At 63.2% G+C, this 13302-nt stretch carries 13 protein-coding genes; all 13 read left to right on the top strand.

All coding sequences use genetic code 11. From position 1 onward, the window contains the following. Window positions 1–35 precede the first annotated feature (35 nt). The 13 genes from H9529_RS12230 (at window position 36) to dxs (ending at window position 13161) form a co-directional block, all read left to right on the top strand. Complete coding sequence (locus H9529_RS12230) at window positions 36–920, top strand: polyprenyl synthetase family protein (protein ID WP_092884654.1); 885 nt, start codon at window positions 36–38, stop codon at window positions 918–920. Window positions 921–923: 3 nt separating this feature from the next. After that, window positions 924–2051: a methyltransferase gene (locus H9529_RS12225; protein WP_223814158.1), complete on the top strand. Its 1128-nt coding sequence runs from the start codon at window positions 924–926 to the stop codon at window positions 2049–2051. Between the two features lie 140 nt (window positions 2052–2191). Then, entirely contained in the window at window positions 2192–3133 is a 942-nt protein-coding gene (bchC, locus tag H9529_RS12220; protein WP_092884652.1) for a chlorophyll synthesis pathway protein BchC, read from the top strand. Then, window positions 3130–4134: a chlorophyllide a reductase iron protein subunit X gene (locus H9529_RS12215; RefSeq protein WP_092884650.1), complete on the top strand. Its 1005-nt coding sequence runs from the start codon at window positions 3130–3132 to the stop codon at window positions 4132–4134. The genes bchC and H9529_RS12215 overlap by 4 nt, the downstream gene beginning before the upstream one ends. Continuing rightward, the gene (gene bchY, locus H9529_RS12210; RefSeq protein ID WP_092884648.1) at window positions 4124–5725 is read left to right on the top strand and encodes a chlorophyllide a reductase subunit Y; all 1602 of its coding nucleotides are present in this window, start codon (window positions 4124–4126) and stop codon (window positions 5723–5725) included. The genes H9529_RS12215 and bchY overlap by 11 nt, the downstream gene beginning before the upstream one ends. Continuing rightward, the gene (gene bchZ / locus H9529_RS12205) at window positions 5725–7203 is read left to right on the top strand and encodes a chlorophyllide a reductase subunit Z (protein WP_092884646.1); all 1479 of its coding nucleotides are present in this window, start codon (window positions 5725–5727) and stop codon (window positions 7201–7203) included. The genes bchY and bchZ overlap by 1 nt, the downstream gene beginning before the upstream one ends. After that, window positions 7200–7418, top strand: a complete 219-nt coding sequence (pufQ, locus tag H9529_RS12200) for a cytochrome PufQ (protein WP_092884645.1) — start codon at window positions 7200–7202, stop codon at window positions 7416–7418. The genes bchZ and pufQ overlap by 4 nt, the downstream gene beginning before the upstream one ends. A gap of 121 nt (window positions 7419–7539) precedes the next feature. After that, complete coding sequence (pufB, locus tag H9529_RS12195) at window positions 7540–7689, top strand: light-harvesting antenna LH1, beta subunit (RefSeq protein ID WP_092885331.1); 150 nt, start codon at window positions 7540–7542, stop codon at window positions 7687–7689. Between the two features lie 14 nt (window positions 7690–7703). Continuing rightward, the gene (gene pufA, locus H9529_RS12190; protein WP_092884643.1) at window positions 7704–7862 is read left to right on the top strand and encodes a light-harvesting antenna LH1, alpha subunit; all 159 of its coding nucleotides are present in this window, start codon (window positions 7704–7706) and stop codon (window positions 7860–7862) included. Between the two features lie 197 nt (window positions 7863–8059). Continuing rightward, window positions 8060–8950 (top strand): photosynthetic reaction center subunit L, encoded by an 891-nt coding sequence (pufL, locus tag H9529_RS12185; RefSeq protein WP_223814157.1) that lies wholly within the window; start codon window positions 8060–8062, stop codon window positions 8948–8950. Continuing rightward, on the top strand, window positions 8947–9921 hold the full coding sequence (gene pufM, locus H9529_RS12180) for a photosynthetic reaction center subunit M (protein ID WP_092884641.1): 975 nt from the start codon (window positions 8947–8949) through the stop codon (window positions 9919–9921). Before pufL ends, pufM begins: the two co-directional genes overlap by 4 nt. Further along, the gene (gene pufC / locus H9529_RS12175) at window positions 9921–11042 is read left to right on the top strand and encodes a photosynthetic reaction center cytochrome PufC (protein ID WP_092884639.1); all 1122 of its coding nucleotides are present in this window, start codon (window positions 9921–9923) and stop codon (window positions 11040–11042) included. The genes pufM and pufC overlap by 1 nt, the downstream gene beginning before the upstream one ends. 205 nt (window positions 11043–11247) lie before the next feature. Continuing rightward, window positions 11248–13161 (top strand): 1-deoxy-D-xylulose-5-phosphate synthase, encoded by a 1914-nt coding sequence (dxs, locus tag H9529_RS12170; protein ID WP_092884637.1) that lies wholly within the window; start codon window positions 11248–11250, stop codon window positions 13159–13161. The last annotated feature ends 141 nt before the right edge of the window (window positions 13162–13302 follow it).

Here is a 13302-nt window from a genome sequence, read left to right as displayed (position 1 = left end):
CGTCTATCTTACAAGTGTCAGATTGGAGTTACACCATGCCCTTGTCCCACCGGATCGAAGCCGCCATCACCCGCGCCATCAACCATGGGCAGGGCGCAGGTGCAGTATATAAGACGCCACCACGGCTTGCCAGCGCGTTGGAATATGCGGTGTTTCCCGGGGGGGCCCGCATCCGGCCGACGATTCTCATGGCGGTGGCCAGCGCATGCGGCGATGATGCGCCCGGTCTGGCAGATGACGCGGCGGCGGCGCTGGAGCTGATCCATTGCGGATCCCTGGTGCACGACGATCTGCCGTGTTTCGACAATGCCGACCAGCGGCGCGGCAAGCCGACGGTCTTTCGCGCCTACAACCAACCACTGGCGGTCCTGACCGGCGATAGTCTGATCGTCCTCGCCTTCCATACCCTTGCCCTGGCGATGCGCGACCACCCCACGCGCGCAGCACAATTGTCGCTGATCCTCGCGCGCACCACTGGCATGCCGGGCGGGATCTGCGCCGGACAAGGCTGGGAAAGCGAAGATCAGATCGACCTGTCTGCCTATCACCGCGCCAAGACCGGCGCGCTGTTCGTTGCCGCCACCCAGATGGGCGCCGTTGCAGCGGGGCAAGATGCAGAGCCCTGGGAAGAACTGGGCGCGCGCATCGGCGAGGCTTTTCAGGTCGCTGATGACCTGCGCGATGTGCTTTACGATGCTGACGCCCTGGGCAAACCCGCCGGGCAAGACCAGATGCACAACCGCCCCAACGCGGTGTCCGAATTGGGGGTGCAAGGGGCGATCCGGCGGCTGAAGGACATTTTGGGCGGCGCGATTTCATCCATCCCGTCCTGCCCCGGCGAGGCGCAGTTGGCCAAGATGGTCAACGCCTATGCCGAACGCCTGACCCCGGTCGCCCCGGCGCGCAGCATGAAGGCCTGATCCGTGGCCTTTGACCAGCCGACGCCAGTGCACGCGCCCACGCCGCAGGGCTGGCGCGGGCGGTTGAACCGGCTGGTGGGCAGACCCGCTTTTCAGGCATGGGCGGCGCGCTTTCCCCTGACCCGGCGACGCACGCGGGCCGAGGGGTCGGCGATTTTTGACCTGATGTCAGGGTTTGTTTACAGTCAGGTGCTGTTCGCCTTGGTCGAACTAGATCTTCTGATCCGTTTGCGCGACACCCCCCTTGCCTCTGGCGACCTGCCAGACCTGCCCGCGCAACGGATGGAGGCACTGCTGCTGGCCGCCACAGCGCTGGGTCTGATGCGCCGTACAAGCGGCGAAAAATTCCAGACCAGCCTGCGTGGCGCGGCAATTCCAGGTGTGCCCGGACTGACCGATATGATTCGGCACCACGCAATATTCTACCGGGATATGGCCGACCCACTGGCGGTCCTGAGGGGCGAGAAGGATACCGAGCTCGCGCATTTCTGGCCCTATGTCTTCGGCGCGGACAGCGGCATCGCCCCCGCCGATGCAGGCCGGTACTCGCAACTTATGGCCGACAGCCAGGCGCTGGTGGCGATGGAAACCTTAACGCAGACAGACCTGCGCGGCGCTGCAAAATTGATGGATATCGGCGGCGGGAGTGGGGTTTTCCTGCAGCATGTAGCGCAACAATATCCAGAATTATCCCTTGAACTCATGGACTTGCCACAGGTGATGGACGCAGCCCGGGCGCGGCTGGCCCAGCACGGTCTTGGCGCACGCGTCGCCCTGCACCCCGGCAGCTTCCGCGACGACGCGATCCCCGGCGGGGCCGATGCCATGTCGCTGATCCGGGTACTCTATGACCACGACGACGCCACCGTCGACACGTTGCTGGCCCAGGTCTTTGCGGCGCTGCCTGCGGGCGGACGGCTCATCATCTCTGAACCCATGGCAGGCGGGGCGCACCCCAACCGGTCGGGCGATGCCTATTTCGCCTTCTACACCATGGCGATGCGTACCGGGCGCGCGCGGTCGCAGGCAGAAATTGCCCAGCGCCTGACCCGCGCGGGATTCACCGGCATCCAGACCCCGCGCCCGGCGCGCGCCTTCGTCACTTCAGTCGTGACAGCGCGCAAGCCGTAACGGGCCGCGTAAAAAAATCTGTCGGATTATGTTTACAGGTACTAGTGTAAATCAAAACTTACATATACACTAATCCGTAACGCATCTTGAATCCGAGTCTCGGAATGCCGACGCGAAGACCTGGCGAAAGGGGGGAAATCATGGAAACCAAGGCAGTGGTGCTGAACGGCCCGCGCGACTTATTCGTGGCCCCAGTCACGCTCAATACCCCCGGCGCCAATGATCTGGTGGTGCGCGTGACGCATTCGGGCATCTCCACCGGGACCGAGAAACTGTTCTGGTCCGGCGACATGCCGCCGTTTCCAGGCATGGGCTACCCGCTGGTCCCCGGGTACGAATCGGCCGGCGAAGTTGTCGAGGCTGGTGCCGAAACCGGCTTCAAAGTTGGCGAAAGGGTCTTCGTGCCCGGCGCGAATTGCTACGCGGATGTGAAGGGCCTGTTTGGCGGCGCCGCTGAATTGCTGATCACTGACGCGGGCCGCGTCACCCGCATCGATCCCGGCCTTGGGGCCGAAGGCGCGCTGCTGGCTTTGGCCGCGACCGCGCGCCACGCACTGGCAGGCTTCAACTGCGCCCTGCCCGATCTGATTGTCGGGCACGGTGTTCTGGGGCGTCTGCTGGCGCGGCTGACGGTCGCCGCAGGTGGCCCCGCGCCCACTGTCTGGGAAATCGACACGGGCCGCAGTGCTGGCGCGCAGGGCTATGAGGTTATCCACCCCGATGCCGACCCGCGCCGCGATTACCGCGCGATCTACGATGCCTCGGGCAATGGCGACCTGCTCAACAGCCTGATCATGCGCCTGCAAAAGGGCGGCGAGATCGTACTGGCGGGCTTCTACACCCAGCCTTTGCAATTCGCTTTCCCACCCGCCTTCATGAAAGAAGCCCGGTTCCGCATCGCAGCCGAATGGACCCGCGATGATCTGGCAGCGACCCGCGCGCTGATCGACAGCGGTGCGCTATCGCTGGGCGGACTGATCACCCATCAAAGCACCGTGGCCGATGCCGGACCGGCGTATGAGACCGCGTTCAATGATCCGGCCTGCCTGAAAATGATCCTGAACTGGAAGAACGCCGCATGACCCTTGATATCCCGAACCTCAAAGATTTCGATCAGCGCCTGCGTGATGAGGCGCATGAAGAACCCTCGCTGGAAGTGCCGCAGGGTCCGCCCACCAGCAAGACACAGATCATCGCGATCTACGGCAAGGGCGGCATCGGCAAGTCTTTCACACTCGCGAATCTTTCGTGCATGATGGCCGAGCAGGGCAAGCGCGTGCTGCTGATCGGTTGCGACCCGAAATCCGACACCACCAGCCTTTTGTTCGGCGGCAAAGCCTGCCCGACGATCATCGAAACCTCGGGCAAGAAGAAGCTGGCGGGGGAAGAGGTCAAGATCGGCGACGTCTGCTTCAAACGCGACGGTGTGTTCGCGATGGAGCTTGGCGGGCCGGAAGTGGGCCGGGGTTGCGGCGGACGCGGGATCATCCACGGGTTCGAGCTGCTGGAAAAGCTGGGCTTCCACGACTGGGATTTCGACTATGTGCTGCTCGACTTCCTTGGTGATGTGGTTTGCGGCGGCTTTGGCCTGCCCATCGCGCGGGACATGGCGCAAAAGGTGATCCTGGTCGCCTCGAACGACCTGCAATCGCTGTATGTCGCCAACAACGTCTGTTCCGCCGTCGAATACTTCCGCCGTCTGGGCGGCAATGTCGGGGTCGCGGGCCTTGTCATCAACAAGGATGACGGCACCGGCGAGGCGCAGGCCTTTGCCAAGGCGGTGAATATCCCCGTCCTGTCCGCCATCCCTGCCGATGACGATCTGCGCAAGAAATCTGCGAATTATCATATCGTTGGCACGATGAAATCCCAATGGGGCGGCATGTTCAAGGAACTGGCCGAGGCTGTGGGCATTGCCCCCCCGGTCCGCCCTGCGCCGTTGAACCAGGACCAGCTTCTGGACCTGTTCGACGCCAAGGACACCGGCGGCGACTATGTGCTGGTGCCCGCCACGGATCAGGACATGCGCGGCAAGAACGCCATCGTCCGCGAATCGCTGGAGGTTGTTTACGATGACATCTGATCCCCACAGCGGCGAAGTCAGCTATGACGCGGCAGCGACCACCCCGGTTCTGACGGGGCGCGACCGCGACCCGTCCGACGCCGAAAAGGTTGGCGCGCCGGTCGGTGCTGTCAGCGCCGAGGGGATGGGCTGTCAGTCGAAAACCGCGATGGACCATGCCGCGCGCATGGCCGGAAAGTCCGAGATCCTGGACAAATACGCCGCCGACTACCCCGTCGGCCCGCACGATCAACCGCAAAGCATGTGCCCCGCGTTTGGCTCGCTGCGCGTCGGTCTGCGGATGCGCCGCGTCGGCACGATGCTTTCGGGGTCCGCCTGCTGCGTCTATGGCCTGACGTTTGTTTCGCATTTCTACGGCGCGCGCCGCAGCGTGGGCTATGTGCCTTTCAACTCGGAATCCCTCGTGACCGGCAAACTGTTCGAGGACATCCGCGACGCCGTGCATGAGATGGCTGATCCCGACCGTTATGATGCCATCGTCGTCACCAATCTGTGCGTTCCGACCGCCAGCGGCGTGCCGCTGCGCCTGCTGCCCGACCAGATCAACGGCGTGCGCATCATCGGCATTGATGTGCCCGGCTTTGGCATACCCACCCACGCGGAAGCCAAGGATGTGCTGGCTGGTGCGATGCTCAACTACGCCCGCAAGGAAGCCGAGGCAGGCCCGGTGCCCCGCCCCGCCGCAGGGAAATCCGACCGCCCCACCGTGGCCCTGCTGGGCGAGATGTTCCCCGCCGACCCGATGATGATCGGCGCGATGCTTGCCCCCATGGGTCTGGCCGCAGGCCCGGTCGTACCCTGTCGCGAATGGCGGGAACTGTACGCCGCGCTGGATTGTGGGGTCGCCGCCGCGATTCACCCGTTCTACACCGCCGCGATGCGCGAATTCACCGCTGCGGGCCGCGCGATTGTCGGCAGCGCGCCAGTGGGCCATGACGGCACCGCCGCCTGGCTGCAAAACATCGGCGATGCCTTCAATGTTCCCGCCGCGCGAATTGCCGCCGCGCAAAACGCCTTCCTGCCCGCGATCAAGGGCGCGCTTGCCGCAACACCGATCAAGGGCACGATCACCCTTTCGGGCTATGAGGGCAGCGAATTGCTGGTCGCGCGTCTGCTGATCGAATCTGGCGCGAATGTGCCCTATGTCGGCACCGCCTGTTTCAACACCGAACAATCGCGCGCTGACAAGGAATGGCTGGAGGCGCGCGGCGTCACCGTCAAATACCGCGCCAGCCTGCAAGACGATTGCGCGGCGATGGAAGCGATCCGCCCCGATCTGGCTATCGGCACCACCCCTGTGGTGCAGAAGGCGAAGGAACTGGGCATCCCCGCGCTTTACTTCACCAACCTGATCTCCGCGCGCCCCCTGATGGGCGTGGCCGGTGCGGGCAGCCTGCAAGAAGTCGTCAACGCCGCGATGGGCAACAAGGCCCGGATGGATCACATGCGCGAATTCTTCGAAGGTGTGGGTAGCGGCGACACGGCCGGTGTCTGGACAGGGACCCCGAACGTGCAGCCGCAATTCCGCGCCCTGCATCAGAAGAAACTCGACAAACAGGCCCGCGCTCGCAAAGCCGAGGAAATGATCTGATGCTGATACAGGATCATGATCGCGCTGGCGGCTATTGGGGGGCAGTCTACTGCTTCACCGCCGTCAAGGGCTTGCAGGTTGTCATCGACGGCCCGGTTGGCTGTGAAAACCTGCCCGTCACCTCGGTGCTGCACTATACCGACGCGCTACCGCCGCATGAATTGCCCATCGTCGTCACCGGCCTGTCCGAGGATGAAATGGGCAAAGGCACCGAGGATGCAATGAAACGCGCCTGGGAAACCCTTGATCCTGCGCTGCCCGCCGTGGTCGTCACGGGTTCCATCGCCGAGATGATCGGCGGCGGCGTGACACCGCAGGGCACCAACATCCAGCGTTTCCTGCCGCGCACCATCGACGAAGATCAATGGGAAGCCGCCGACCGTGCAATGACATGGCTGTTTACCGAATTTGGCATGACCAAGGGCAGGATGCCAAAGGAGACCAAGCGCGAGGAAGGTGCAAAGCCCCGCGTCAACATTCTGGGCCCGATGTACGGCGTCTTCAACATGCCATCCGATCTTGCCGAAATCCAGCGTCTGGTCGAAGGCATCGGGGCGGAACTGAACATGGTGATGCCGCTGGGCGCGCATCTGGCCGATATGAACAAGCTGGTGAATGCCGATGTGAACATCGTCATGTACCGCGAATTTGGCCGCGGTCTGGCGGAATGTCTGGGCAAACCGTATCTTCAGGCCCCCATCGGGATTGAATCGACCACGCGGTTCTTGCGCACCCTGGGCGAGATGCTGGGCCTGGACCCGGAACCGTTCATCGCCCGCGAGAAGCATTCGACCATCAAACCCGTCTGGGACCTGTGGCGCAGCGTCACGCAAGATTTCTTTGCCACGGCCAGCTTCGCGGTCGTGTCCACAGAAACCTACGCGCGCGGCATCCGGAATTTTCTGGAAACTGACCTTGGTTTCTCGTGCGCGTTTGCAGTGGCCCGTGTGCGCGGCAAGAAGACCAACAACAACGAGGTCCGCGCGTTGATGCACGCGAAACGCCCGCTGGTGGTGTTCGGGTCGATCAATGAGAAGATCTACATGGCCGAGATGTCGGCAGGCCACGGCCCGCGCCCGACATTCATCCCCGCCGGTTTCCCCGGCGCGGCGATCCGGCGCCATACCGGCACGCCCTTCATGGGCTACGCCGGCGCGACCTATCTGGTGCAGGAAGTCTGCAACAGCCTCTTTGACGCGCTGTTCCATATCCTGCCGCTCGGCTCGGAAATGGACGCCGCCGACGCCACCCCCACAACCCTGCGCCGCGACTTTCCCTGGGATGAGGATGCGCAAGCCGCCCTCGACCGGATTGTGGCACAGCATCCCATTCTGACCCGCATTTCAGCGGCAAAATCCCTGCGTGACGCGGCCGAGAAAGCCGCCCTCGCCCAAGGTGCCGAACGTGTGGTTCTGGAAACAGTCGAGGCGCTGTCGCCCCGGCAAAGTGACCCAATCATTGAAGGAGGGACACGATGACTGACTTTACCTCAAACGGCCTGCCGCGCGTAAAACGTGAAAGCAAAGCCGAGTTTCGCGTCTACTTTGCGATCATTTTCCTGGCAACGCTGCCGCTGGCGACCCTGACTTGGGCACTGGCGATGATCAAAAGCGGTGCCATCCCCGAAAAAGGGCCTGTTGCCCGCGCCTGGAGCCAGGCGCGGATCATCACGCCCGCGATATTCTCGGCCTGAAAGGGTCGGGATGACTGGTTCGCCCTTCCCCCCGGTGGGGCGAATTGCCGGCGCAGCATGAGGTTGCGCCGGGGCCTGGCCGCCGGGGTGCGCGGCATCAGTCTACCTTTTGGAGGTTATCATGGCTGATAAAACTGATCTGTCTTTCACAGGTCTTACCGATGAGCAGGCGCAGGAGTTGCACTCGGTGTACATGAGCGGGCTTTGGCTGTTTTCAGCCGTGGCCGTCGTGGCACACATCGCAACTTACATCTGGCGCCCGTGGTTCTGAAGGGAACATAACAAATGGCTAAATTTTACAAAATCTGGCTGATCTTCGATCCGCGCCGCGTGTTCGTCGCTCAGGGCGTGTTCCTGTTCTTGCTGGCCGTCATGATCCACCTGGTCGTGCTCAGCTCGGGCCTGAACTGGTTTGAAAACGCAGCCCGCGCAGGCGGGATGTGATACCGGCGGCGGCCCCCCATGCGGGGGCTGCTGGCGCCGATACCATCGCCGCGGGCGGTCCGGACCGCCCGCAGCATACCAAACAAGAACCAAGACAAGACCAAAAGCAAGATACGACGGCTGACGGCCCGGACGGGAAATCCCGTCAATAACTTAATAGTTCGGGCGGCAAGGCCGCCACTAGCGGAGTTAAACGCATGGCATTGCTGAGTTTCGAACGAAAATATCGCGTCCGCGGAGGGACGCTGGTAGGCGGCGATCTTTTTGATTTCTGGGTAGGCCCCTTCTATGTGGGCTTCTTCGGTGTCACGACCGCCTTCTTTGCCGTTCTGGGAACGGTGTTGATTTTCTGGGGGGCGTCGCAGGGCGGCACCTGGAATCCCTGGCTGATTAACATCGCACCGCCGGACCTGTCCTACGGTCTGGGCATGGCCCCCCTGATGGAGGGCGGGCTGTGGCAGATCATCACGATCTGCGCGATCGGTGCCTTTGTCAGCTGGGCACTGCGCGAGGTCGAGATCTGCCGCAAGCTGGGCATGGGCTATCATGTGCCCTTTGCCTTTGCCTTCGCGATCTTTGCCTATGTGACACTGGTGGTGATCCGCCCGGTACTGATGGGCGCCTGGGGCCATGCTTTCCCCTATGGCATCTTCAGCCACCTGGATTGGGTCAGCAACACGGGCTACGCGTATCTGCACTTCCACTACAACCCGGCGCACATGCTGGCGGTGACCTTCTTCTTCACCACCACGCTGGCCCTGGCGCTGCACGGGGCGTTGGTCCTGTCGGCCGCCAACCCGCCGAAGGGCGAAACCGCCCTCACGCCTGACCATGAAGACACGTTCTTTCGCGATTTCATCGGCTATTCGGTCGGTACGCTGGGCATCCACCGCGTGGGGCTTTTGCTGGCGCTGAACGCAGGGTTCTGGTCCGCAATCTGTATCGTAATTTCCGGGCCGCTCTGGACCGCGGGCTGGCCAGAATGGTGGAACTGGTGGCTGGATCTGCCGATCTGGCCCATGGGTGACGCCGTGACCGGCCGCGAAGCAATGGATGCGGCTGCCATCAACAGGGGGGCACTGCAATGATCCGGCCCGAGTATCAGAACATCTTCACTCAGGTGCAGGTTCAGGGCGTCCCTGAATGGGGCACCGACAACGAAAACAAGATGATGGCAGAGCGGGGGGGCACGCCCTTCTTCTCTTCCCTCATCGGGTGGCTGGGCAACGCGCAGCTGGGTCCGATCCATCTGGGCATGATGGGGGTCATCAGCATCGCCACCGGCACCATGTGGTTCATCATCGTCGGACTGAACATGCTGGCACAGGTCGACTGGTCCATCGTGCAGTTCATCCGGCAATTGTTCTGGCTGTCGCTGGAACCGCCCAGCCCGGAATACGGCCTCAGCATCCCGCCGCTGAACGACGGCGGCTGGTTCATCATCGCCGGCTTCTTCTTGCTGGTGTCGGTCATGGCATGGTGGCTGCGGTCCTATATGCTGGCCGCGCAGCACAAGATGGGCAAACACGTCGCCTGGGCTTTCCTTGCAGCGATCTGGCTGTTCCTGGTGCTGGGCCTGTTCCGTCCCATCTTGATGGGGTCCTGGTCCGAAGCTGTGCCCTATGGCATCTTCCCGCACCTTGACTGGACCACGGCGTTTTCCATTCGCTACGGCAACCTTTACTATAACCCGTTCCATGCACTTTCGATCGTGTTCCTCTATGGCTCGGTTCTGTTGTTTGCCATGCATGGCGCGACCATTCTGGCCGTCAGCCGCTTCGGTGGCGACCGCGAGCTGGAGCAGATCTATGACCGGGGCACGGCGACCGAACGGGCTGCGCTGTTCTGGCGCTGGACCATGGGCTTCAACGCCACGATGGAAGGCATTCACCGCTGGGCCTGGTGGTTTGCGGTTCTGACCCCGATCACGGGCGGGATTGGCATTCTTCTGACCGGCACTGTTGTAGACAACTGGTTTCTCTGGGCAGTCGAAAAGGGGTTCGCCCCCTCGTATGACGGCGCCTATGGCTACGAAGCCTATCAAGCAGGGGGTCAGTAATGTTTCCCAAGTGGTTCGACAAATGGAACAAGGACAACCCCAAGGATGTCTACGGCCCGGCCATATTGGTCGGCGCTGTGGGCGGGGCGGTCTTTGTCGCGGCGATGCTGGTAGCCTTCGGGCAACCCTACGCGACCGACAGCGTTCAGACCGGCCCGCGTGGCACGGGCATGTCAGTGGTGCGCTTCGTCAATGACGCGGCGCAACCCGATCCCACGATCGAGAATTACTTCTCATCCGAGCCGTGGATCCCCGAGCCCGGCGAAGAGCTGGCAGGCGACATCTATGAGAACGTGCAGGTCCTGGGGCACCTGACCGACGCCAACTTCAACCGGCTCATGGCGTCTATGACCTACTGGATCGGTGCGGGCGATGCGGGCTGTTCTTATTGCCACGCCGGCGCGAATGAGGGCCTGTATGCAGATGACGACCTTTATACGAAGGTTGTCGCCCGCTCGATGATCCAGATGACGCAGACCATCAACGACGAATGGATCGGCCACGTTCAGTATAACGGCGAAGTGGGGGTCAACTGCTACACCTGCCACCGCGGTCAGAACGTGCCCGGCAATGTCTGGTTCTCGATCACGCCGGTCACCAAATCCATGGCGGGCTGGTCGGCCAACCAGAACATTGCCACCGTGCAAAGCCAGTATACCTCGCTTCCCTCGGACGCGCTGGAAAAGTACCTGCTGGAAGACAACTCGATCAAGGTCCACGATCTGGACCCGCGCGTCAGCAGCGCCGATGCCAACCCGGCGACATGGCAGAATACCGAACGCACCTTCTCGCTGATGAACTACTTCAGCAACTCGCTGGGTGTGAACTGCGTCTTCTGCCACAACAGCCGCGCGTTCTATGACCCCGCACAGGTCACCCCGCAATGGGCCAATGCCCTGATGGGGATCGACATGGTGCGAGAGCTGAACAACCAATGGCTGTTGCCGTTGCAAGATGTGTTCCCCGAACACCGCCTGGGCCCGGTATACGGCGATGTCGCCAAGGTTGCCTGCGCGACATGCCACCAAGGGTATAACCGCCCGCTGCAAGGCACGAACATGATCAGCGACTGGCCGGAACTGGCGACGACCGGAACTGATGTCGTCTATCCTACGGAATAAGGCGGTGGCGGTGTTCCCCACCGCCCCCCTTTCAGGGGTTCGGGCCGGTCGCTCGGTCCGGCATTCGGGGTCTCCACACCCCGGTTCCCTTCCTGTTGGCTACAGGAAAACTAACGCCGTGCCGGGGGAAACCCCGCGCACGGCGTCTTTTACAGGCTGACAAATTCGCTGACAGCCCCGTTTATCCCGTGCAGGAGGCACCCCGATGACCCATCCCCACACCCCCACCCTGGACCGCGTTGCAGGCCCGTCCGATCTGCGCGGCATGAACGATGCCGACCTTGGGCGCGTGGCGGATGAGTTGCGGGCCGAGGTGATTTCCGCCGTGTCGGAAACCGGCGGGCATCTGGGCTCCAGCCTTGGGGTCGTGGAACTTACCGTGGCGCTGCATGCGGTGTTCAATACCCCGCACGACAAGCTGATCTTCGATGTCGGCCACCAATGTTACCCGCACAAGGTGCTGACCGGTCGGCGCGACCGTATCCGATCGCTCCGGCAGGGCGGCGGGCTGTCGGGCTTCACCAAACGCGCCGAATCCGACTTTGACCCATTCGGCGCGGCGCACAGCTCGACCTCGATCTCGGCCGCGCTGGGATTCACTGTCGGGCGCGACATGGGGCAATCCACGGGCGACGCCATCGCGGTGATCGGCGACGGGGCCATCAGCGCGGGCATGGCCTATGAGGCGATGAACAACGCGGGCGCCGAAGGTCGACGTCTGTTCGTCATCTTGAACGACAACGAGATGTCCATCGCGCCGCCCGTCGGCGCGATGTCGAAATACATGTCCGGCCTCTACACCGAAACGCCGTTGGGCACGCTGAAGGACATCGCGGACGGCTTTGAACGCGCCCTGCCCGGCCCACTGCGGGACCATGCACGCCGTGCGCGGCAACTGGTCACCGGCATGCCTGGCGGCGGTACGTTGTTCGAGGAACTGGGATTTTCCTACATCGGCCCGATCGACGGACATGACATGGGGCAGCTTCTGTCCGTGCTGCGCGCCGCCAAGGCCCGCGCCACCGGGCCAGTCTTGATCCATTGCTGCACGGTAAAGGGCAAGGGCTACGCACCCGCTGAAACCTCGGCCGACAAATACCACGGCGTGGGAAAGTTCGATGTCGTCAGCGGCGCGCAGGCGAAATCGAAGCCCGGCGCACCCAGCTATACCGCCGTCTTCGGCCAGGCGCTGGAGGCAGAGGCCGCGCGCGACCCCCGCGTGGTCGCCGTGACGGCGGCCATGCCGTCAGGCACCGGGCTGGACGCAATGACCGCGCGCTTTCCCAAACGGGTGTTCGACGTGGGCATTGCCGAACAGCACGGCGTCACCTTCGCCGCCGGAATGGCCGCCAGCGGACTGAAACCGTTCTGCGCGATCTACTCCACCTTTCTGCAACGCGGCTATGACCAGATCGTGCATGACGTGGCGCTGCAAAAGCTGCCGGTCCGCTTTGCCATCGACCGTGCGGGCCTTGTGGGGGCGGATGGTGCGACCCATGCGGGCAGTTTCGACGTGGCCTTCCTGTCGAACCTGCCCGGTTTTGTCGTCATGGCGGCGGGCGATGAGGCTGAGCTGATGCACATGGTCGCAACCGCCGCCGAATATGACGCGGGCCCCATCGCCTTCCGCTATCCGCGCGGCGAGGGGACGGGGATAGAATTGCCGGAACGCGGCCAGCCGCTGGAAATCGGCAAGGGCCGCGTCGTGGCCGAGGGCAGCACCGTCGCACTTCTGTCCTTTGGCGCGCATCTGAGCGAATGTCGTCTGGCCGCGCAGCAGCTGGAGGCAAAGGGGATCTCGGTCACCATTGCCGATGCCCGTTTCGCCAAGCCGCTGGATACCGACCTGATCGCGCAACTGGCCGACCATCACGCGGCCCTCATCACCGTGGAACAGGGCGCGCAGGGCGGGTTCGGCGCCATGGTGCTGCACCATCTGGCGGCCACCGGCCGGTTGGACCGGGGCCTTGCCATCCGCACCATGACCCTGCCCGACCGCTTCATCGAACAGGCAAGCCCGGCGGCAATGTATGCCGATGCAGGCCTGAACGCCGACACCATCGCCGAGGTCGCGCAAGCGGCATTGGGGGTTTCGTCGCTGCGCCTGCACAGCGCATAGGCAGCGCTTTCGGGGTTTGTCTGTCGGGCCTTGGCCCTGACAGCCAAGCCGCAGGGCGCAACCGCCTTTTGGCGCCCCGGTCCCGCCGGTCCGCAAGACCTCAGGAATGGCGCAGTCCGCTGGCCTTGAACAGACTTGCCC

Source organism: Roseicitreum antarcticum (genome assembly GCF_014681765.1).
Classification (GTDB): domain Bacteria; phylum Pseudomonadota; class Alphaproteobacteria; order Rhodobacterales; family Rhodobacteraceae; genus Roseicitreum; species Roseicitreum antarcticum.
The sequence above is the reverse complement of the archived record's forward strand: the minus strand, read 5'-3'. Positions and strand labels throughout refer to the sequence as shown.